Origin of the sequence: Alteromonas halophila, assembly GCF_014651815.1 — a bacterium.
Lineage (GTDB): Bacteria > Pseudomonadota > Gammaproteobacteria > Enterobacterales > Alteromonadaceae > Alteromonas > Alteromonas halophila.
In genome coordinates this window covers 79377-99664 of sequence record NZ_BMXP01000007.1, presented here as the reverse complement: position 1 = coordinate 99664, position 20288 = coordinate 79377, and the positions used below count along the sequence as shown (strand labels likewise).

At 52.2% G+C, this 20288-nt stretch carries 22 protein-coding genes; 14 read left to right on the top strand and 8 right to left on the bottom strand.

Going from position 1 to position 20288, the window contains the following annotated elements; genetic code table 11:
- The first annotated feature begins 104 nt into the window (after positions 1 to 104).
- From IE054_RS13415 to IE054_RS13405, 3 genes are all read left to right on the top strand, one after another.
- The gene (locus tag IE054_RS13415; RefSeq protein ID WP_189407232.1) at positions 105 to 677 is read left to right on the top strand and encodes a DUF502 domain-containing protein; all 573 of its coding nucleotides are present in this window, start codon (positions 105 to 107) and stop codon (positions 675 to 677) included.
- A gap of 100 nt (positions 678 to 777) precedes the next feature.
- Complete coding sequence (locus IE054_RS13410; protein WP_189407229.1) at positions 778 to 1794, top strand: cupin-like domain-containing protein; 1017 nt, start codon at positions 778 to 780, stop codon at positions 1792 to 1794.
- Between the two features lie 217 nt (positions 1795 to 2011).
- Positions 2012 to 2359, top strand: coding sequence for a DUF1428 domain-containing protein (locus tag IE054_RS13405; RefSeq protein WP_189407227.1), 348 nt, complete (start codon positions 2012 to 2014; stop codon positions 2357 to 2359).
- Positions 2360 to 2410: 51 nt separating this feature from the next.
- On the opposite strand, the gene IE054_RS13400 is transcribed toward IE054_RS13405, so the two are convergent.
- Entirely contained in the window at positions 2411 to 2632 is a 222-nt protein-coding gene (locus tag IE054_RS13400; protein WP_189407225.1) for a hypothetical protein, read from the bottom strand.
- Between the two features lie 3 nt (positions 2633 to 2635).
- Complete coding sequence (gene nfuA / locus IE054_RS13395; RefSeq protein ID WP_189407224.1) at positions 2636 to 3214, bottom strand: Fe-S biogenesis protein NfuA; 579 nt, start codon at positions 3212 to 3214, stop codon at positions 2636 to 2638.
- A 123-nt stretch (positions 3215 to 3337) separates the two neighbouring features.
- Here nfuA and IE054_RS13390 point away from each other — a divergent pair, with 123 nt between their 5' ends.
- Positions 3338 to 5950: a M14 metallopeptidase family protein gene (locus IE054_RS13390; protein WP_189407221.1), complete on the top strand. Its 2613-nt coding sequence runs from the start codon at positions 3338 to 3340 to the stop codon at positions 5948 to 5950.
- A gap of 4 nt (positions 5951 to 5954) precedes the next feature.
- On the opposite strand, the gene IE054_RS13385 is transcribed toward IE054_RS13390, so the two are convergent.
- A complete protein-coding gene (locus IE054_RS13385) occupies positions 5955 to 6746 on the bottom strand; it encodes a ComF family protein (RefSeq protein WP_189407219.1) in 792 nt (263 codons plus the stop codon).
- 25 nt (positions 6747 to 6771) lie between these two features.
- Between IE054_RS13385 and bioH the strand changes: the two genes are divergently transcribed.
- The 3 genes from bioH (at position 6772) to IE054_RS13370 (ending at position 8994) form a co-directional block, all read left to right on the top strand.
- The gene (bioH, locus tag IE054_RS13380) at positions 6772 to 7578 is read left to right on the top strand and encodes a pimeloyl-ACP methyl ester esterase BioH (protein ID WP_229805150.1); all 807 of its coding nucleotides are present in this window, start codon (positions 6772 to 6774) and stop codon (positions 7576 to 7578) included.
- A 120-nt stretch (positions 7579 to 7698) separates the two neighbouring features.
- A complete protein-coding gene (locus IE054_RS13375; protein WP_189407217.1) occupies positions 7699 to 8031 on the top strand; it encodes a hypothetical protein in 333 nt (110 codons plus the stop codon).
- Between the two features lie 18 nt (positions 8032 to 8049).
- Positions 8050 to 8994, top strand: a complete 945-nt coding sequence (locus IE054_RS13370) for a putative metalloprotease CJM1_0395 family protein (protein WP_189407215.1) — start codon at positions 8050 to 8052, stop codon at positions 8992 to 8994.
- Between the two features lie 20 nt (positions 8995 to 9014).
- Here IE054_RS13370 and IE054_RS13365 read toward each other — a convergent pair whose 3' ends face one another.
- Together IE054_RS13365 and greB are read right to left on the bottom strand one after the other, a co-directional pair.
- Entirely contained in the window at positions 9015 to 11342 is a 2328-nt protein-coding gene (locus tag IE054_RS13365) for a Tex family protein (protein ID WP_189407214.1), read from the bottom strand.
- Between the two features lie 219 nt (positions 11343 to 11561).
- Positions 11562 to 12050: a transcription elongation factor GreB gene (gene greB, locus IE054_RS13360; RefSeq protein ID WP_189407211.1), complete on the bottom strand. Its 489-nt coding sequence runs from the start codon at positions 12048 to 12050 to the stop codon at positions 11562 to 11564.
- Positions 12051 to 12346: 296 nt separating this feature from the next.
- Between greB and IE054_RS13355 the strand changes: the two genes are divergently transcribed.
- Positions 12347 to 12616, top strand: coding sequence for a hypothetical protein (locus tag IE054_RS13355; RefSeq protein WP_189407209.1), 270 nt, complete (start codon positions 12347 to 12349; stop codon positions 12614 to 12616).
- A gap of 262 nt (positions 12617 to 12878) precedes the next feature.
- On the opposite strand, the gene fkpA is transcribed toward IE054_RS13355, so the two are convergent.
- A complete protein-coding gene (gene fkpA, locus IE054_RS13350) occupies positions 12879 to 13688 on the bottom strand; it encodes an FKBP-type peptidyl-prolyl cis-trans isomerase (RefSeq protein ID WP_189407207.1) in 810 nt (269 codons plus the stop codon).
- 139 nt (positions 13689 to 13827) lie between these two features.
- Between fkpA and IE054_RS13345 the strand changes: the two genes are divergently transcribed.
- Positions 13828 to 14823, top strand: coding sequence for a WD40 repeat domain-containing protein (locus tag IE054_RS13345; protein WP_189407376.1), 996 nt, complete (start codon positions 13828 to 13830; stop codon positions 14821 to 14823).
- Positions 14816 to 15052, top strand: coding sequence for a SlyX family protein (locus IE054_RS13340; RefSeq protein WP_189407206.1), 237 nt, complete (start codon positions 14816 to 14818; stop codon positions 15050 to 15052). The genes IE054_RS13345 and IE054_RS13340 overlap by 8 nt, the downstream gene beginning before the upstream one ends.
- An 85-nt stretch (positions 15053 to 15137) precedes the next feature.
- On the opposite strand, the gene IE054_RS13335 is transcribed toward IE054_RS13340, so the two are convergent.
- Entirely contained in the window at positions 15138 to 15344 is a 207-nt protein-coding gene (locus tag IE054_RS13335) for a YheV family putative zinc ribbon protein (protein ID WP_189407204.1), read from the bottom strand.
- 125 nt (positions 15345 to 15469) lie between these two features.
- On the opposite strand from IE054_RS13335, the gene IE054_RS13330 reads away from it, so the two are divergent.
- From IE054_RS13330 to IE054_RS13315, 4 genes are read left to right on the top strand one after another with little or no spacing between them, the layout of a single operon-like run.
- Positions 15470 to 17386 (top strand): ATP-binding cassette domain-containing protein, encoded by a 1917-nt coding sequence (locus IE054_RS13330; protein ID WP_189407201.1) that lies wholly within the window; start codon positions 15470 to 15472, stop codon positions 17384 to 17386.
- Positions 17373 to 17888: a TIGR02444 family protein gene (locus IE054_RS13325; protein ID WP_189407199.1), complete on the top strand. Its 516-nt coding sequence runs from the start codon at positions 17373 to 17375 to the stop codon at positions 17886 to 17888. Before IE054_RS13330 ends, IE054_RS13325 begins: the two co-directional genes overlap by 14 nt.
- Positions 17885 to 18907, top strand: a complete 1023-nt coding sequence (locus tag IE054_RS13320) for a hydrolase (protein WP_189407197.1) — start codon at positions 17885 to 17887, stop codon at positions 18905 to 18907. The genes IE054_RS13325 and IE054_RS13320 overlap by 4 nt, the downstream gene beginning before the upstream one ends.
- 58 nt (positions 18908 to 18965) lie before the next feature.
- Entirely contained in the window at positions 18966 to 19193 is a 228-nt protein-coding gene (locus IE054_RS13315) for a YheU family protein (protein WP_189407195.1), read from the top strand.
- Positions 19194 to 19406: 213 nt separating this feature from the next.
- On the opposite strand, the gene IE054_RS13310 is transcribed toward IE054_RS13315, so the two are convergent.
- A complete protein-coding gene (locus tag IE054_RS13310; RefSeq protein ID WP_189407194.1) occupies positions 19407 to 19958 on the bottom strand; it encodes an outer membrane beta-barrel protein in 552 nt (183 codons plus the stop codon).
- Positions 19959 to 20288 lie beyond the last annotated feature (330 nt).

Here is a 20288-nt window from a genome sequence, read left to right as displayed (position 1 = left end):
GTGAACAGTATACTGTTGTTTTCTTTCTGAATGTTCATTGCCAGATCGGCATGTTTCAGAGTAGCAGAGGCATGTGCACTATACGAATGGTTAAAGGAGTCACTATGAGTCAGCTGGTATCAAAAATGGTCAAAGGCTTACTGACAATATTGCCGATTGTTGTCACGCTGTATTTGCTGATCTGGCTGGGCTTAAGTACCGAAGCGCTGGTTAAGCCGCTGCTTGCGCCATATTATTACTTTCCTGGTCTGGGCATTATTACCACCATTATGCTGCTGGCCGTTACGGGGATTGCGGTCAACGCTTACCTGGTTGATGCCTTACTGAAAAAGCTGCAGTTTTATATTGAACGGCTGCCGCTGATAAAAACAGTGTACGGCGCCCTAAACGATGCCGCCGAACTGTTTAAGGCGTCAAAGGAACAGCAGCAACAGCGGGCGGTTCTGGCTGAAGTTATGCCTGACACCTTTGTGGTGGGTTTTATCACTGGCGAGAACGCCACCAGTTTGTTGTTTCCGGAAGGGAAAAAGGTAGCGGTCTACATCCCCATGAGCTACCAGATTGGCGGTTACACGCTGTATCTGGGTGAAGAGAAATTACAGCGCCTGGATATAGATGTTGAAACCGCAATGCGTATTGCCGTGACCGGCGGCAACTCGATCAATAAGCAGCGGTAGCCGCATTGCCCGCGCGCCTGTTGTGCGGGTAAACAGGCTTGTTGCAAAGTAGTCGGTGATGCTAGCCTGAGCAAACAGCAGACGAGTCAGTATACAACCTATGGCATCACAGCACTCCCTCCATCCGTCGGCGTTGCCCGAACCAGCCGAGTATCATAACGTCACGCCGGACGTGTTTGTACGTGAGATTGAGCCTGCCTACAAGCCCGCCGTGCTGAAGGGCTATGCGCAGCACTGGCCGGTGGTTGCAGAAGCAAAGCAGTCGGCGTTAATGGTGGCAGACTACCTGAAAAACGAAAACAGCCAGCAAGGTGTCAAACATATTACCCTGCCCGAGCATGGCAGGATGTTTTATTCCGATGATATGCGGGGCATGAATTTTTCGGTCGACAATACTGATATCAGTACTGCCATTTCGGCCATGCTGTCGCCTGACCAGACACGCCCATCGTGCATTCAGAGCACCGATGTAAAAACGCATTTTCCTGCGCTGCTGAAAAGCATTGATAATCCGCTGGTGCCGCAAATACCGCCGCATATCTGGATTGGCAATGCATTACGTGTCGCACCACACTTCGATGAGGCCCATAACATTGCGGTGGTCGTCGCGGGACGGCGTCGCTTTACACTTTTTCCGCCCGGGCAGATAGAAAATCTGTACGTGGGCCAGCTGGAATATACACCGGCCGGCCAGCCGATCAGTCTGGTGGATATCAATGAACCTGATTTAGCGCGCTTTCCCCGTTATGAAGAAGCCTTCCGGCATGGCCTGTCGGCTGAGCTGGAACCCGGTGATGCTATTTATATTCCCACGCCCTGGTGGCACGCGGTGGAATCGCTGTCACCGTTTAATGTGCTGGTTAACTACTGGTGGAGCAATCGCTACCTGAGCAGTATGCTGCCCTTTCCCATGCTAATGCACACCTTACAGTCGCTCAATAGTATGCCGGACAGTGAACGCGACGCATGGGTGGCGATGCTCAGCTACTATATGAATAACAATAGTAACAACGACACCAAATTTGCTCACATTCCAAAAGCCAGCAGAGGGATCCTTGATGATCCCGGCCAGACAACGCATCGATTGATTCATCGCTGGCTTGGCTCACAACTCTGAGCAAGCCTGCCTGGTCACACCTGGTTATGGAAAACCCCATGACGTTTCAGGCTCAGCCCGCCTGTACTGATGATCACAGATGCGCGTGTTTAGCCTACACTTAAGGAAGATGCGAACAAGCCTGTCATCACTGGGCAGCGACAGACCTGTTGGCACGTTCCTTACTGTATTTTTCACTGACTGACTGCGCAGTCACCAACCACTAAGCGAGGCCATCATGGACTATATTGATGCAAGCGTTGTCGCGGTTCCGACAGACAATAAAGACAAATATATTGAACACGCGAAAGCAGCTGCGGCCATTTTTAAACAGTACGGTGCCCTTCGTGTTGTTGAAAGCTGGGGCGATGATGTACCTGAAGGCAAGGTAACGTCTCTGCCTATGGCGGTGAAATGTGAGCAAAACGAGACTGTCGTGTTTTCTTTGATCGTCTGGCCTTCGAAGGCCATGCGGGATAAAGGCTGGGAGAATGTAATGAAAGACGAACGGCTAAATGATTTTTGTATGCCGTTTGATGGCAGCCGTATGATCTTTGGGGGCTTTCAGATGATTGTCGATGAATAGATGTCGTCCATGTCAGTGACGCGGTATCAACAATACCAGCGGGTGTGCAGCCTATTTCTTTGAGTTAAAGCGGTTGTTCTTCAAACCGGCAAAGCGGCTTAGGAAGATCCCGGCATAGCCCCACATAGCGATGGCAAAGCCAGTCAGTAAAATAGCGAGAGACAGGTAATACACTGCTGCAAGGTGGCCAACAGTGAGTAACAGGCCAACGCCGCAAATAAACAGGGCAAGTCCCCGTTTAAAGCGGCGCCAGCTGATGTAGAGGTCGGCCATGACTTAGTAGTACGAGTGCTCGCCAGCCTCGTGTTCGGTGGCATCTCGTACGCCGTTAAGTTCACCGGCAAACTGCTCAAGCATTTGTTTTTCAATGCCGTTTTTCAGCGTCACATCCACCATTGAACAGCCGTTGCAACCGCCGCCAAACTGCAGCACTGCATAGCCATCTTCGGTAATTTCGGTCAGCATTACTTGTCCACCGTGACTGGCCAGCTGTGGATTAATCTCTGACTGAATCAGGTAATTCACGCGCTCTACCAGCGGGGCGTCATCGGCCACTTTACGCGCTTTGGCATTCGGCGCTTTCAGGGTGAGCTGCGAGCCCATCTGGTCGGTGACAAAATCAATTTCTGCTTCTTCCAGAAAAGGCGCACTCTCGTCATCTACAACCGCGTCGAAGCCGTTGAAGTTTAGACGGGTATCGTTTTCTTCCACGGCATCAGGCGGACAGTACGATACGCCGCACTCGGCTGATGACGTACCGGGATTTACGACGAATACCCGAATATTTGTGCCAGACTCTTGTTTATCCAGCAACTTTACAAAGTGAGCTTGTGCTTCTTCTGATATAGTGATCATCAACAAGTCCTACAAATTGCGAATTTGGGACTATGATAACAAATTTACCTGAGTAAAGCAGTCAAGTATTGCAGGAAATTTACTCAGGAATCGTTTGGCACAATAAGAAAAGACAGGAATTTTATGAACTCACATGTATTCCCAGGTGCCTGCCGACAGATATGTCGGCTCGCCCTTGCGTCTCTCCTCATTTGTTTTGCCAGTGTCAGTGTGGCGTCAGGCGTCAGCGTTGATACTGGTGGACAGCCTGCTAAGGCGTATCTGCCAGATAATGTCAGCTACGATCCTGCCATTCCCACCCCTGAATCTGTGCTGGGCGCTAATGTGGGTGAGTGGCATGTGCGACACGACCAGCTGGTCAGTTACATGTACACCCTGGCAGACGCGTCTGATCGCATTACTATTGAGGAAACCGGCCGGACTCACGAGAACCGGCCGCTTCTGCTGCTGACGATCACCGCACCGGATAACCGCAGTAAACTGGATAGTATTCGCGAGCAGCATATTGCGGCCTATCAAAAAGGCGCTGAGGTCGATAGCAACGCCCCGCTTATTTTTTATATGGGCTACAGCATTCATGGTAATGAGCCCTCGGGTGCCAATGCGTCGATGCTGGTGGCCTATTACCTTGCGGCTGGTCAGGGCGAGGCCATTGATGCACTGCTGGGTAACAATGTTGTGTTACTGGACCCGTCATTTAACCCTGATGGTTTGTCGCGGTTTGCGCAGTGGGCAAATATGCATAAAGGCAAACAGCTGGTGGCCGATCCTGAGACCCGCGAGCACGAAGAAGGCTGGCCGTCAGGCCGTACCAACCACTACTGGTTCGACTTAAACCGTGACTGGCTGTTACTGACGCACCCAGAATCGCAGGCGCGCATCAAAAAATTTCAGCAGTGGCGTCCGCACGTACTGACCGACTTTCATGAAATGGGCACTAACTCGACGTATTTCTTTCAGCCGGGTGTGCGCTCACGCAAAAACCCTATCACTCCGGATGGCAACGTAACCCTTACCGAGGCACTGGCGGAATACCACGCTAAGGCGCTGGACGATGAAGGTGAATTGTATTTCTCAGAAGAGGACTTTGATGACTTTTATGTAGGTAAGGGCTCAACCTACCCGGATGTGCACGGCAGTATCGGGATCCTGTTTGAGCAGGCCAGCAGCCGGGGTCATCTGCAGGATTCAATCAATGGGCCGCTGGCATTTGCTGACACCATTCAGAATCAGGTAACGACCAGCCTTAGCACCTTTGCCGGGGCGCTGGCGAACAAGCCGGCCATACTTGGCTATCAGCGCCAGTTTGTAAAAGACACCAAGGCGCTGGCCGAAGAGGATGATATCGCCGGTTACCTGCTTGCGCGCCCGGATGATCATGGTCGCTTTAACGAGATGCTAAACCTGCTCGATCAGCATAGTATCGACTACGACGTGGTTAACAAAGACACAGATGTGGGCGGCTTGAACGTTACCGCCAATAACGGGATTTATATTCCTGTTGACCAGCCTCAGTACCGACTCGTTAAATCGCTGTTCTCCACGCAGCAAAACTTTGAAAACAATACCTTCTACGATGTGTCGACGTGGAATCTGGCCATGGCTTTTAATCTGGAATATCAGGCCGTCAGTGCGCGTAAAGCGCGCAGTATCAATACCGCTGCTAACGCTACGTTACGTAAGCCTGACACCGGCACCGTGCCGGCCGATGCGTATGCCTATGTGATTGACTGGCAGGATTACTATGCACCGGCCATGGTACAGGCGTTACTGGAAAACGACGTGACCCTGCGCAGTGCGGGTAAAGCCTTTACCGGCATGTTGTCCAGTGGTAAAGAACGCGACTTCGCGGCCGGTAGTATTGTGATCCCAACTGGCCTGTCACAGCCAGATAACCTGGCTGACATCCTCAGTGAGCAGTCGCAGGCGCTGAATATTCCGGTGCTGGCACTGCAAACCGGTATGACCTCGCGCGGGATTGATCTGGGCAGTCGCAATATGGTGCCCGTTACACTGCCTAAAGTGTTGCTGGTTGGTGGCGAAGGCACCAGTGAGTATGAAATGGGTGAAATCTGGCACTATCTGGATACCCGGGTAGGACTGCCGGCGACACTGGTCGAGCAGCACCGGCTGGAACGGGTAACGCTTGGCGATTACACGCATATCATTATGAGCAGCGGCGATTATTCAAAGCTTAGTGAGATGGTAACCGATATGATGGACAGCTGGGTCAATGAAGGTGGCGTGCTGATCGGTCAGAAGTCAGCGCTTGAGTTGTTCGCTGACAAGCAGTGGCTGGATATTGATATTGTGTCTGACGATACCATCGACGAGGCTTTTGATACGTCTGCCATGCGCTACGGTGACCGTGATGATTTGTATGCACGTAAACTGGTCGCAGGCTCGGTGTATAATGCCAGCATTGATACCTCACATCCGCTGTTTTATGGCTATCAGGGCGATACGCTGCCCATGTTTAAAACCAGCAACATGGTGGTGGAAAGTGATAACTCACCGTTTACGACCGTAGCCCGTTACACACCGTCGCCACTAATGGCAGGTTACAGTGCCAGCGAGATGCAGAAGCTGATTGGTGACACAACAGCAGTCATTGCCGAACGTCAGAAACGGGGAGTGGTGATTGGCTTTGTCGATAACACCCAGTTCCGTGGTTACTGGTATGGCACCAGCAAACTGATGGCAAACGCCATTTATCAGTCTGCCCTGCTTAAGTAATCTTTCATACTTTCTCTAACGACAACCGGCGCTGTCCTGGCGCCGGTGTCACTGCCATCACCCAGACCTCTATCGCAAGCCAGGGGTAACGCTGTCTGAGCTTAGCGGCTAATACATCCACAGTCACCCCGGTGGTGAGCACATCATCAACAATAGCAACACACTGACCGGCCGCCCCCTTCTCAAGGACGCTATCGAGACACGCGTTTGACAGTACAAATGCATCGCGGGCCGCGAGCAACCGCTCGTGACGGTTTCGGGTATGCTGTGCACCTTTGCCGCAACGCCTCGCCCAGCTTTCGATGACGGGCACGGCCATGTTCCTGCCTATAGGGTATGCGATTTCTGCGGACTGATTATACAGGCGCTGCTGCAGTCGTCTGAAATGCAGAGGCACCGGCAAAATACATTGAGGCGCGGGGCGATCCCTGTGCCTGAGCACATGCGTAATAAACCAGTCAGCTAAAATTGTGGCGGCAACAGGTTTGCGTTTAAATTTCAGGGTGTGAACGAGCGTCGTGAATGGCCACTGGTAATTGCCACAGGCATACAGGTAGCGATAGTGAGCATGACGGATATGCGAAGCAACAGCCGGGCGCAGCAACAGGTTTATCGGTAAGGCGTCCTTATCGTAGAATGCGCTGTCGCTTTCACAATACGAGCATACCGGTGTCCGGCTGGGTTCGCCACAAAGCAGACAGGCAAGATTAGGCAGGCAGCGCTGAAGCCACCGAGTGCACTGCGCTGCCGCCAGACAAATGGGGTGTGGTGCGTAATTGGGTCGTGATACACTCATAAAAATCCGTGAACAGGAGATGCTTGTGATAGCGTCGCAGAACTCTCAACGTCTTGTCAGCCGTACGGTTGGAACAGGAAACGATCTGGTTTTATTGCATGGCTGGGGCATGAACAGCGGTGCATTTTCCTCCTTTATCCCTTTCCTCAGCTCGCATTTCAGGGTCACCACAATTGATTTACCCGGGTTTGGCGAAAATGCCACCGTGTTGCCTGCACGCTATGATCTTGCATCGCTGACTGCGATGATCGCTGCACATTTGCCCGCGCACGCTATTATCGCTGGCTGGTCACTTGGTGGCCTGGTGGCACAGTCGCTGGCGCTGGAGGAAACAGAGTTGCGGGGCGTGGTAACATTGGCGTCGAGTCCCAAATTTGTTGCTGGACCAGGCTGGCCGGGCATTGATCCCGCCTTACTCGATGAGTTTAAGTCGCAGCTTAAAGACGATTATCAAAAGACTATCGACCGCTTTCTGGCGATTCAGGCCATGGGCAGTGACTCCGCCCGTCATGATATTAAACGAATCAGACAGCAAATAACCGATTACCCGGCACCAGCTGAGGCGGCGCTGCACGGCGGTCTTGGTATACTTGGCGATGCTGATATGCGCGAACGAATTGGCCGGATTCAGCGCCCGTCGCTGAGAATATATGGCCGTCGTGATACGCTGGTGCCAAGCAGTGGAATTGACCGCATCTGTGAGTTACATCCGCAGTCTGACACCGTGGTTCTTCCGCACGCATCCCACGCACCGTTTATGTCTCACCCCCAGCAAACAGCGAACATTATTCTGAACTTCGCAGCGTCACTTGATCAGAAAACGCTGGCCTGAAGGGCCAAATAAGTGTGCCGCAGTCTGCTGCCGCTGCACGTCATTTCGCTCAGGCCTTTATCTTTTACCTGATATGGTTAATAATTAACCGCGAGGTATGAGATAAATTAGGGTAGTAGTATGTCCAGCTTTGTGGATAACAGTATCAACTCGGCGATCGTGTCGGGTTATGTTGGCCTGCAAAACGCAAGTCAGGGGATCACCCAGGCTTCGCAGAATATTGCGTTGCGGAGCGCGCAGCAAAACATGGCTGAAAACGGGCCAGAGGGTGTGCTGGCCAGTGCGTCCCAGCGTAACCTTGAGAACGTCAGAGAAATGCTGCCACAACCGGCAAACAATCTGACGTCTGATATTTTATCTCTGCAAAATAACAGCATTAATGCCCAGGCATCAGCCAAAGTGCTGGATACCGCGTTTGATACCGTGGGTACGATAATCGACACGCTGGCTTAAGATTACGATCACGCGCATATGAATATTGTCTTGCCCATCCCCACTACGCTGGTGACACCCACTGCGAACGTCAATACTGAAGCAGCGCGGCGGGATAATATTTTGCGTGAAACTATTCCCCAGACTACGGAATCCGATCAGAGTGCTTCGCAAAAAGGGTTGGGCTCAGAGTCTGATCGTGTCCGGACACCGGGTCAGCAGCCAACACCGCTGACCTATGAACGGCCCCAGATTCAGGGTGGTGCGGGCGCTCAGGGTGGTATTTCTGCAGACAACCGCAAAGACAATGCCAGCGACGAAAGTGCAGGCAAAGAAAATGCGAAAGAGCAGCAAAAGGAAGCGAATAAGCAGGAAATTAAAGAGCTTGAAGCGCGCGACCGTGAAGTACGCAGCCACGAGAAGGCGCATGCGGCTACCGGTGGCCAATATGCCGGCGCGCCGAAGTATGAGTATACTCAGGGACCGGATGGCAAACGCTATGTGACCGACGGAGAAGTCTCTATCGATATCTCTGAAGCGCAGACGCCGGAAAAAACACTGCGAAAAATGGAGCAGGTACGAGCCGCAGCGCTGGCACCGGCGCAGCCTTCGGCACAGGATTTACAGGTTGCCGCAGAAGCCAGTCGGAAAGCGTTCGAGGCGCGCAGTGACATTGCCAGAGAGCGCACCGAGTCGCTTTCAAATAGTGATTCAGAACAAACTGTCGACGCGGCCAGTATCACCCCGCCGAGCCTGGACGATTTGGTTGACCGGGGTAATATCAGCCCGCCAACACGGACGCTGAATGATGTTGTGCTATCGGCCCGCGAGACGATCCGCGAAGCACGTGAGCAGGTTCAGCCAGAGCCAGGACAGCGTTCTTTGGACATTGACGATCAAAGCCGTGCCCGGATTGACCGCATTCAGCAGTTCTATTCGAGCACGGTAACCCCATCAGACACTGGCTTTAGCGCCAGCGCCTGAAACATTCATACCTGTTTGTCTTACTTTTGTTTCGCTTTGGCAAAGGCGTCTGCAAAGGCATTACCCATGGCACTGTTGCCCGACTGAGAAGGCTTTTGCTGGCCTTTTCGCGGTGCAGACTGCGCCTTGCCCTTCGTCCGGTTGCGCTCGGCTGGGCCTTTTTTGCCGCCTGATGCAGCGGGGGTATCATCCAGTCGCATGGTAAAGGAAATACGTTTACGCGGGACATCAACCTCCATCACCTTCACTTTGACGATGTCGCCGGCTTTTACCACATCACGGGGATCAGAAATAAACTTGTCGGTCATAGCGGAAATATGGACAAGTCCGTCCTGATGGACACCCACATCCACAAACGCCCCGAAGTTAGCCACATTGCTCACCACACCTTCGAGGATCATGCCGGGTTTCAAATCATTCAGCGTTTCAATGCCCTCTTTAAACGCGGCTGTTTTAAATTCCGGGCGCGGATCACGCCCCGGCTTATCCAGCTCTTTAAGGATATCTTCCACGGTCGGCAGGCCGAAACTGTCACTCACAAATGTTTCTGGCGACAGAGATTTCAGCAGTTCGGTATTGCCGATAATGTCGTTCACCGCCACGGCAGTGGTATCGACGATGGCATCCACGACCGGGTATGCCTCAGGGTGCACGGCAGAGGCGTCCAGCGGGTTACTGCCATTGACGATCCGCAGGAAGCCAGCCGCCTGCTCAAACGCTTTCGGGCCAAGCCGTTCGACATTCAGCAGCGCCTTGCGGTTATCAAAAGCGCCATTGCTGTCACGGAAGCTGACGATATTGTGCGCGAGTGTTTTATTAAGACCGGAGACATAGCTCAACAGGGCGGGTGACGCGGTGTTCAGATCCACACCAACAGCATTCACGCAATCCTCGATAACCCGGTCCAGCGACTTGCCCAGCAGACTCTGATTAACATCATGCTGGTACTGACCGACACCGATGGCTTTAGGTTCTATTTTAACCAGCTCTGCCAGCGGATCCTGAATGCGCCGGGCAATCGACACGGCGCCGCGCAGTGACACATCCAGATCAGGCAGCTCTTTGGCAGCCAGTTCAGACGCGGAGTAAACGGACGCGCCTGCTTCACTGACCATGATCTTCTGCGCATTCACGTCATCATTGTTTTTAAGCATTTCTGCGACCAGCCGGTCAGTCTCACGTGAGCCAGTACCATTGCCAATGCTAATCAGCTCAACCTTATGCTGTTTGCACAGGGTAGCCAGAGTGCGGGAGGATTTGTCCCATTGATTTTGCGGGGCATGCGGAAAAATCGTATTGGTGGCCACCACCTTACCCGTGGCGTCGACCACGGCGACTTTTACACCGGTACGCAGGCCTGGGTCCAGCCCCATGGTGGTTTTGGCGCCAGCGGGTGCCGCCATCAGCAGGTCATTGAGGTTTTTTGCGAATACGTCAATGGCTTCTTCTTCTGCACGCTCCCGTAGACCGGCAAAAAACTCGGTTTCCATATGCAGAGCAATTTTTATTTTCCATGCCCACTGCATGACCTGTGCAAGAAAGTCATCGGCGGCGCGCTGCTTGTGCTGCCAGTTGTAGTGCTGGGCAATCAGGTATTCGCAGTGTGAGCCAGCTGTCGGATCCTCTTTACCGGGGTCGGCGTCCATCTGAATATGCAGCATGCCTTCATTGCGGCCGCGGAACATCGCCAGTGCCCGGTGAGAGGGGGCGTTCTTCAGCTTCTCAGCATGATCAAAATAGTCTTTATATTTGCTGGCCTCTTTTTCCTTACCTGGCGCGACTTTACTGACGATATACGCATTGTTATTCAGGTACTGACGAATGGTTGCTAATAATGTCGCATCTTCCGCAAACTGTTCGATAAGAATGTAGCGCGCACCCTCCAGCGCTTTCTTGGTATCGTCGATGCCGGCATCAGCATTGAGGTAGTCACTGGCCAGGCTGTCCGGGTCCTGCGTGGGATCATCAAACAGGCTTTGTGCCAGCGGTGCAAGCCCTGCTTCAATGGCGATCTGGCCCTTGGTTCGACGACGCGGTTTGTACGGGAGATATAAATCTTCCAGCGTGGTTTTACTGTCTGCAGACAGAATATCCTGCTTCAGTGCCGGTGTAAGCTTTTCCTGCTCGTCAATGGATTTGAGGATCACCTGACGGCGTTCTTCAAGCTCACGCAGATAGGTGAGTCGCTGCTCCAGCGTACGAAGCTGTGTATCATCCAGGCCCTCGGTGGCCTCTTTCCGGTAACGTGCGATAAACGGCACAGTGGCGCCGCCATCCAGCAGAGCGACCGCAGCGTCAACCTGCTTGGTACTGACTGAGAGTTCGTCGGCAATTTTGTTTGTAATCATAGTTAACTCTGAAGGCATCGCCACGTCATGCGTTACTAAACGGATGTGCGTCGCGAGAAAAATTAAAAAATAAAGTGGCGCGAGTATAGCATTGTTAAACGTATCAAAAACCTTCGTTTAACCCCTTAAGCCATGTGCTTAGCGCATTCTGACAAACACGCCAGGCATGCTATCCTGCACCGGCTTTTCAGGCACTGCTAACGGTCGCAAAAGCACACGTTACAGTAACCTGTCATCGGTGTTGTACCAGATTTTGTTGATCCACCAGGTAAACTGCCCGGCCTCGGTCTTGACATCAAATTCGTCGTCCTGCGCTTTTCCCACCATGGCCCTGGCCATGGGCGAGTCGACCGAAATATGGTCATTACGACCGAAAATCTCGTCATAACCGACGATGCGCAGCGTCAGCTGTTTGCCAGCGTCGTTTTCAATCTCGACCCAGGCACCAAAAAAAACTTTGCCCTCCTGCTGCGGGTCATAATCAACAACTTTCAGGCGCTCAAGACACTTGCGAATGTAGCGCACGCGCCGGTCAATTTCGCGAAGTTTCTTTTTATTGTACTGATAGTCTGCGTTTTCACTACGATCGCCGAGGCTGGCGGCCCAGGTCACTTTACGTGTGGTCTCCGGACGTTCCGTCCGCCACAGACGATCCAGTTCATCGCGTAGCTGATTGTATCCGCTACGGGTTACTAATGGCGTTTTCACGTGCCCATTCACCTCACACTCGTTACTGACACTTTGTCAGTATCTGGGCGAAGCACATGTTTTTAAACATGGTTCAGTCAACTGAGCGTCAATTTTTTCTGTGACAGGCTGATGCAGTATGCACGTCTATCGTTCAAACAGAGCGTAAAAGCATAGATGCAGCCGGTGGCGGACATTTGCGTACTGGCATAATGACAAAATATCGCTGGATTACGCTAAATTAATGAACAAATGTAACCGTTGCGCGGTCCTAACCGTATACAGGTAATACTTTTGAGTGGGAAACCGGTGAGCAAATGATTGATGAACTGGCAAGGGTGCGGCGAACGCAGAATAAACCAGGGGCCTGTACTACCAGTGCAACCCTGATAGGTTTTGTTCTGTTTCTTACCGGCGTTATGTTCGTGGTGCTGGGAATGCTGGATTTACTTGTGCGCATAGAGAGTCTGCGGACCGCTCTGTATTTTGTTGTTGGCTATGCCATGTATAAACTGGGGCATGCTATCCTGCGCCACTTCGCCACCTTCAGGTCGCAGCGCGAGCGACGCCGAAATCAGCCCCGGTAGCAACTTATACAATACTTCGGACTATCAGTTATTCCGTTAGTCCAAATTGATCCTAAAACACTGTCGCATGACGCGTATTCTTAACTACACTTAAAGAGCAATTCGGAGAATTGTTATCAACGAATAACCCGGATAGCGATTCGGGTACGCGCATCGTCTATAATCTGTGGCACAGCGCGATGGATACACTTAGGCAGGGAAATGCTGAACATACAAAAAAGCCGACGGTCTCCGTCGGCTTTCTCTTATCCGGGAGTCGCGCTTAGCTGTCCTCGGTTTTAGGTGCTTTCACGCCCTCGTCTGCCTTATCTACCACTTCCATCAGCTCAACTTCAAAAACCAACGTTGAGTGCGGAGTGATGGCGCCCTGAGCACGTTCGCCATAGGCCAGATCCGACGGAATATGGAAACGGTATTTTGCACCTTCCTGCATAAGCTGTACGCCTTCTGTCCAGCCTGAAATAACCCGGTTAAGCGGGAATACGGCCGGTTCGCCGCGTTCATAGGAAGAGTCAAATACGGTACCGTCCAGCAATGTGCCTTTATAGTGCACTTTTACGGTATCAGTCGCTTGTGGGCTGTCACCCTCACCTTCTTCGAGTACTTCGTACTGCAGGCCACTGTCGGTGGTTTTTACGCCGTCTTTTTTGGCATTCTCAGCGAGATACGCTTTACCTTCGGCTTTATTTTCTTCAGCTTGCTTGGCGGCCACTTCCTGCTGCTTGGCGCGAAGAGCCTGCTCGCCCTGCTGAGCAAACTGCTGAATTTCCTGTTGTGTGAATTTCAGCGTGCCGTTCATGCCATCTTCGAAGCCTTCTTTCAGCGCTTCTTTGTCCATTGTGCTACCAAGTTGCTCCTGCTGCTGGGCACGGTTTTCAACAAACAATCCCATGCTGGCACCCATTGCATACGCCTGCTTTTGCGCGTCAGTCATCTGCGAAGTATCAGCAGACGATGCGGTATCAGCAGATTTATCTTCTGCACCTTTGGTTTCGGTATCGGTTGTCTGAGGCTGACATGCGAACAGGCCAAGCGCTGCAACGGTTGATAAGGCGACTAGCGACTTATGCATAAAAACGTCTCCATAGTTGTTTTTTTAATCGTGCAAATAACGCAGAACTGCTACCGCAATCGTCATCTTGCACGATAGGTCAGATGCGATTTCCATGCTATGGTAAACGCAGCAGTCTCAAAGCGAAACCCATTTGATTATGTTTAAGGCGCAATTGTTCCGTGCTTCACTGTTATTTGTCCTGGTAAGTTGTGTATTAAGCGGATGTACAATTCCGGAGACTACACCGGTAGCCCAGTGGCGGCATGTGAAAGACGGCGCGTACGCAGCGGACATTTCTGCAGATGGGCAGCTAATTGTTGCCAGCGGTGTAACTAACGGAATCAATGTGTGGCGTCTGGGCAATGATGAGCCCGTTTACCACTGGGCACAGCAGGGAGAAGGCGAAAACCTGGTTATCGCGGTGCATATTGCTGCGGATAAAAGCCATGTGGTAACGGCTGACCGAGAAGCGTTTGCGCTGTGGAGTATGGCGACGGGAGAACCGCTCGGCTTCTGGCGTATTGATGAGTCGACAATCCGCGATGTCGCGGTTGCCAGTGGTGGCAGGGGCGTACTGGTGGCCCGATCCAGTGGACAGGTCATGTACTTTGAGCCTGAATCACAGCGCCGCCTGGAATTTCTGGGGCATACCGAAAAAGTAAACAGCATTGATATTTCACCTAACGGCAAATATGCCTTAAGCGGCGGCAACGACTACACCGCGTACCTGTGGAACACCGATACCGGACAAATTATCCATACCTTCACCCACCCGTCCCGGGTCACCAAAGTTGCGTTAGATGATCAGGGGCGCTATGCGTTTACCGCTGACAGCCAGGACAAGTCGCAAATATGGGACGTACAAACAGGTGAACCTGTCAGTCAATTGCAGTATATTGCGCGCCAGAAAATTTTTACCGATGCTGTCTTTTCAAAAGAGGGTGACTTTTTACTGACCGGATCGCCGTCGCGGCGCGTATTTCTCTGGGACGTAAAAACAGGTGAGAAAATCGATGCCTGGGAAGTGGCTGTTCGCGAATCGGTTTCGCCGCCAACAGCCGTCGTCTATGCCGTTGGTTTTCCGCGGGATGGGTTTATCCTGACCACCAGCAGCAGCGGACTGACCGAACAATGGGAACGGCGTAATGAGTAGACATCAGGACACTTCGCTGACAAAGGCGCTGGCAAGAATTGACGAACTGGAAACCAAAGTGGCCTTTCAGGAACATACCATCGAAGCACTGAATGATGCGCTGGCTGCGCAGCAGCAGCGACTCGATGATATTGCGTTTAAGCTTAAACATGTGATGGACAGAGTGAAAACCATTGAGCCATCTAACGTGGCGCGCCAGTCTGAGGAAACACCACCACCGCATTACTGAGGCAGGTCATTACAGGCAACAGAGCGAGTGAGCACACACTTCCCGTACAGGTCTTGGGTAACAGGGGTGGTCGTGGACAGGCAAATCATTCCGGTTTGAAAATACCAATGACGTCTTCATTCTTTCGCGTCGCTGCACCTGTGGTTCCACCTGTCTGTGACTCGCTGTAGCCACAGGCTACACATTCCAGCTTTTCGATATTATTTTCAAAAAACAGCGAAATGGTATCCAGTGCCTGACACTTCGGGCAGGTCGCCCCGGCAATAAACCGCCGTTTTGTTCTTTTTTGCATAGAACCTTCTTTCTCTTGTTCACCTCTTTTCTAGTATACAGATAATCGCAGCCGTGATCAGAAGACAATATTGACCGCAGGTTTGCTATGATACGCGCGTTATTTTCATCAGTACTGGAAGGGGAATGATAAAACTTACCGACATCAGCCTCATGCGTGGCAGTAAAGTCTTGCTCGAGAACACGTCAGCGCAGGTGTTTCCCGGCCATAAAGTGGCTCTGATTGGCAGCAACGGCTGTGGCAAGTCCAGTTTATTTTCGCTGTTACGAGGTGAATTGTCGCTCGACGCCGGAGAATGCTATCTGCCCGCAGACTGGCGCATTGTCAGTGTGGCGCAGGAAACGCCCGCCACTGACCGCAGCGCAATCGAGTATGTGATTGACGGCGATCGGCACCTGCGCGACCTTCAGGCCCGGTTAGCCGTGGCCGAGCGTGAGGAAAACGGTGAAGCCATTGCATTACTGCATGGTCAGCTGGAAACTGCCGGCGCCTACGATGTCGATGCCCGGGCCTCGACAATTCTGGCCGGGCTGGGTTTCTCTGTATCGCAACTCAGCGCGCCGGTCACGGATTTCTCAGGGGGCTGGCGAATGCGTCTGAACCTGGCTCAGGCACTCTTATGCCCGTCTGATCTGCTGTTACTGGACGAACCGACCAACCACCTTGATCTGGATGCTGTGATCTGGCTGGAAAAGTGGCTGCAACGGTATTCAGGAACCTTGCTGCTGATTTCTCATGATAAAGCGTTTATTGACAGTACCGTATCGACCATCCTCAGTGTTGAGCATCAGCGCCTGATCACCTATACGGGTAACTATTCTGCGTTTGAAACGCAAAAAGCTGAGCGCCTGCGACTGCAGAACATTGAATATGAAAAGCAGCAGGCGAAAGTCGCCCATCTGGAATCTTTCATTACCCGCTTCAAGGCAAAAGCCAGCAAGGCTAAACAGGCCCAGAGCAGGATCAAGCAACTGGAGAAAATGGAATCACTGATGCCTGCGCATGCGGCCAGTCCGTTCAGTTTTGAGTTCGCCGAGCCCGCCGCGCTGCCTAATCCGCTGGTTCAGATGGAGGCCGTACTGCTGGGCTATGGCAGTCATATTGTGCTCAGTCAGGTGAAACTGAACCTGGTACCGGGCAGCCGCATTGGCTTGCTGGGGCGCAACGGCCAGGGTAAGTCGACCCTGATCAAACTGCTTGCCGGCGAACACGCCCCGAAACAGGGAACATTTACTACCGCCAGGGGCCTCAAAGTCGGCTATTTTGCCCAGCATCAGCTGGAAACCCTCGATCCGGCAGCTTCCCCTCTGTTGCACCTGCAGCGCCTCGACGGCCGCGCAACCGAACAGCAGTTACGTGATTATCTGGGCGGCTTTGGCTTTCATGGCGACGAGGCGCTGGCACAGGTCGCGCCAATGTCCGGTGGTGAAAAAGCGCGTCTGGTTCTGGCGCTCATCGTCTATCAGCAGCCTAACCTGCTGTTGCTGGATGAGCCCACCAACCATCTGGATTTAGAAATGCGCCATGCGCTCAATATTGCGCTGCAGGGCTTCACCGGTGCCATGGTTCTGGTGTCACACGATCGCTTTTTGCTGTCTGCGGTGTGTGAAGACTTTTATTTGGTTGACGCCGGTCAGGTCGGCCCGTTTAATGGTGATCTTGGCGATTACCGCGACTGGATTTTAACGCAGCAGGCAACACCTCAGGATTCGTCAAAGCAAAATGCTGACGAGGCGACACAAAAACCGGACCGTAAAGAACAGAAACGCCGCGAGGCCGAGTTTCGGCGTCAGGTTGCGCCCATTCGTAAAGCACTGGAAAATCACGAAACGCAAATGGACAGGGTGTCGCGACAGCTTGAAGAGGTAGAAGCCAGGCTCACCGATGCCTCCTTGTATGAAGAGGACAACAAACCAGCACTGATGGCATTACTGGATGAGCAGAAAACGCTTAACGCCAGCATGCAGGAACACGAGGCTGCATGGCTGGAGCAACAGGATGCCCTGGAAACTGCACGGGAGACGTTTGATGCACAACGCTGAACCGGGTTATGACGAATTCTGGCAATTCAGCTGCGCCTGCTACGCGCATAAGGATATTGCCCTGCACGCACTGGCGCTGCAGGACAAACATGATGTGAATGTGAACCTGCTACTATTGCTGTGCTGGTGCCTTAAGCACGGTGCCGTGATTAACCTGGCGCAGTTCAGACAGCTGGCGCAGGCCCTGTCAGACTCTGAAAAAGCACTGGTTGTGCAGCGTCGCAAACGTCGCGAGATGCATCCGGACAACGGCGGTGATGAGCAATCCTATAACGCCTGTAAGCAGCAGGAACTGACGCTTGAACGTGAGCAGCAGCGGGCGCTTATTCGTGCTTTTCATGATCTTGATGAGGTCACTATGGTTGCAGCCGACGGCCAGAACGCGGTACTTAATGCCAGCGTGGCTGCGTTTATTCACTGCTATGGACTGCGGGACAGCAAACCTGCGCGCCGTCACATTAGTACTATTGTCGGCCAGCTTGCAGGGTTTAATGAAGCATGACCCAGCGTAACCGTTCTCATGGCGTGATAACCCGTAGCGATTTTCGAGCCCCTTGGTGGGCACGCAACCGTCATGTACAGACTATCTGGCCGCGCTTTATTCAGCGCCGGCTGCCGGTCTCGTATCAGATGGAGCGTCTGACTCTGCCGGATGAGGATTTTGTGGATGTTGCGTACGGGCCGTCGCCCGCTAAACCCACTGGGATTGTTGCCATGTTTCATGGACTGGAGGGCAGTATCCGGTCACATTATGCGCACGACATGATGGCCGCGTTATCAAAAAATGGCTGGCAGGTTGTATTGATGCACTTTCGCAGCTGTTCGGGTGAACCAAACCGTCAGCCGCGGGCCTATCATAGCGGTGAAACGGGCGACCCCAGTTACTTTCTGAATGATCTTGAAAAGCGCTTTCCGGGCTTGCCCAAGGTTGCTGTCGGCTTTTCACTGGGCGCCAATATGCTGCTTAAATTGCTGGGCGAGAACCCGGCCCAAACATGGCTAAAAGCCGCCGTTGCCATTTCACCGCCGTTTAAACTGTCAGAATGCGCGGCATCAATTAATCAGGGCTTTTCCCGGGTGTATCAGAAATACCTGCTGAAGAGCATGAAGCATACCCTGAAGAAAAAAATGGCCGCTATTGATTACCGTCATCATATTCAGCTAAGCAGTGACGACGTCGATTGTATTAAAAGCTTCAGAGAGTTTGATGAAAAAGTGACGGCGCCGCTGCATGGGTTTGCCGATGCACAGGACTATTACGAGAAGTGCAGCTCTTTTCATTATTTGAGCGCCATTCACTGTCCGACGCTGGTATTGCACAGCATAGATGATCCGTTTATGAATCACCTGATCATCCCGGAAGAAACCGATCTGGCCCGACCGGTACGGGTAGAGTTGAGTGAACGCGGTGGTCATGTGGGCTTTATGCAGGGTAATCCGTTTCGGCCCCGCACCTGGTTACATGAGCGCGTCACGCAATTTATCAGTGACTTTCTGCCCATGCAAAAACACGCAGACTAAGACAGCCATTCTAGCCGGCAGGCTTACGCCTGTGCTGGCCGATAAAACAGGAGCAGATATGATTATTCCCCTGGATGCCCTTTCGCCTGATACCTTGCAAAGCATTGCCGAGTCTTTTGTATTGCGCGAAGGTACCGACTATGGCGAGCAGGAAGTGGCGTTTGCAACCAAGGTTGAGCAGGTGATTGCGCGGCTTAAGTCGGGCGACGCGGTACTGGTGTATTCAGAGCTGCACGAGACCGTTGATATACGTCATCCTGATGACGTCGGCAGTGATGAACACTAGGGAAGATGCAAACAAATCTATCGTCACTTAGCGAGTCCTGAAGTGCGTAGTCGCAAGGTTGGTTTCGCGGGCAATGGCTTATCCCTTGGTAAGAACGTTCCCTGGCAGACTGCCTGGTGTGAAACGCCTTTATTATCTTTGTCCGGATCTAAGCGCACCGATGCGCTAACTACCGCAGCGAGCAGCGCCGTCGCCGCTCGCCCGGTAATGTGATTAAAAGCTGTAGCGTGCTGTCAGTGCCACCGCGTCCAGATCACCGATGCTTTCGTAACTGGCACCGACCGCCCAATTGGCGGTAAGGGAATAATTGGCGCCCACTTTCACCGTCGCTTCACCATCGACGACATCGTAATAGCCCACCTCGCCAAGTAGTTCCAGTTGAGGGGTTAACTTGGTGCGCAGGCCGGCATTCACACTGTAGCCGTTTTCATCATAGCCTGAGCTGTCAATACGTTCGAAATTCGCCCCCGCATACGCATCGGTATGGTTATTCAGTGCAACACGATAACCACCACCTAATGTAAGCATATCAAGATCAAAGCGGCCTTCTTCGGTCATTTTATACTCGCCGGTTACATAAATATTCGGGGTGGTCAGATAGGTGCCTGCTACGACAATACCGTCGGGATCAAACTCATCGTTGTCATCTACACCAAGTTGCGTATAGCCACCTTCGACATATTGCCAGTCCAGGTCGCTTGCCAGTGCTTTAACAGGGGTGGCAGCCAGTAGACTCAGACCAAGTAGTGTAACGACTTTTTTCATTGCTTCTCTCCGTAATAAACATCTTTACGCTGTGACGATACAGCGGGCACAGCCCCAGCAAAGGCTTTGCCAGATGTTGCTGATATTAAGGTAAAGGTTAAAAAAAACCAGGTTTTTTAGAGAGTTATAGCCATGTGGCTTGCCATTTTAAAAAGGCTGGCCTGGCAATGCGACGGGAAATCAGGTCAGTTCGTGTAAAAGTGTCGCAAAAAACCAACAAAAACAGCGAGGATTTACGCACTGTACCTGCATTGTTTAACCCCAATAAGACATCGACAAGGCGTAGAGATATACCTAAAAGATTGTTTTTAAATTAAAAAATATTTTTTT

Bases quoted from the DNA above. Each gene is read 5' to 3' on its own strand.
- IE054_RS13330 (WP_189407201.1), top strand. From the start codon at position 15,470: ATGATAAAACTTACCGACATCAGCCTCATGCGTGGCAGTAAAGTCTTG.
- IE054_RS13410 (WP_189407229.1), top strand. From the start codon at position 778: ATGGCATCACAGCACTCCCTCCATCCGTCGGCGTTGCCCGAACCAGCC.
- IE054_RS13415 (WP_189407232.1), top strand. From the start codon at position 105: ATGAGTCAGCTGGTATCAAAAATGGTCAAAGGCTTACTGACAATATTG.
- IE054_RS13365 (WP_189407214.1), bottom strand. From the start codon at position 11,342: ATGATTACAAACAAAATTGCCGACGAACTCTCAGTCAGTACCAAGCAG.
- IE054_RS13345 (WP_189407376.1), top strand. From the start codon at position 13,828: ATGTTTAAGGCGCAATTGTTCCGTGCTTCACTGTTATTTGTCCTGGTA.
- IE054_RS13400 (WP_189407225.1), bottom strand. From the start codon at position 2,632: ATGGCCGACCTCTACATCAGCTGGCGCCGCTTTAAACGGGGACTTGCC.
- nfuA (WP_189407224.1), bottom strand. From the start codon at position 3,214: ATGATCACTATATCAGAAGAAGCACAAGCTCACTTTGTAAAGTTGCTG.
- IE054_RS13320 (WP_189407197.1), top strand. From the start codon at position 17,885: ATGACCCAGCGTAACCGTTCTCATGGCGTGATAACCCGTAGCGATTTT.
- IE054_RS13355 (WP_189407209.1), top strand. From the start codon at position 12,347: ATGATTGATGAACTGGCAAGGGTGCGGCGAACGCAGAATAAACCAGGG.
- IE054_RS13325 (WP_189407199.1), top strand. From the start codon at position 17,373: ATGCACAACGCTGAACCGGGTTATGACGAATTCTGGCAATTCAGCTGC.
- IE054_RS13385 (WP_189407219.1), bottom strand. From the start codon at position 6,746: ATGAGTGTATCACGACCCAATTACGCACCACACCCCATTTGTCTGGCG.
- IE054_RS13335 (WP_189407204.1), bottom strand. From the start codon at position 15,344: ATGCAAAAAAGAACAAAACGGCGGTTTATTGCCGGGGCGACCTGCCCG.
- IE054_RS13375 (WP_189407217.1), top strand. From the start codon at position 7,699: ATGTCCAGCTTTGTGGATAACAGTATCAACTCGGCGATCGTGTCGGGT.
- IE054_RS13315 (WP_189407195.1), top strand. From the start codon at position 18,966: ATGATTATTCCCCTGGATGCCCTTTCGCCTGATACCTTGCAAAGCATT.
- fkpA (WP_189407207.1), bottom strand. From the start codon at position 13,688: ATGCATAAGTCGCTAGTCGCCTTATCAACCGTTGCAGCGCTTGGCCTG.
- IE054_RS13390 (WP_189407221.1), top strand. From the start codon at position 3,338: ATGAACTCACATGTATTCCCAGGTGCCTGCCGACAGATATGTCGGCTC.
- IE054_RS13370 (WP_189407215.1), top strand. From the start codon at position 8,050: ATGAATATTGTCTTGCCCATCCCCACTACGCTGGTGACACCCACTGCG.
- IE054_RS13340 (WP_189407206.1), top strand. From the start codon at position 14,816: ATGAGTAGACATCAGGACACTTCGCTGACAAAGGCGCTGGCAAGAATT.
- IE054_RS13405 (WP_189407227.1), top strand. From the start codon at position 2,012: ATGGACTATATTGATGCAAGCGTTGTCGCGGTTCCGACAGACAATAAA.
- IE054_RS13310 (WP_189407194.1), bottom strand. From the start codon at position 19,958: ATGAAAAAAGTCGTTACACTACTTGGTCTGAGTCTACTGGCTGCCACC.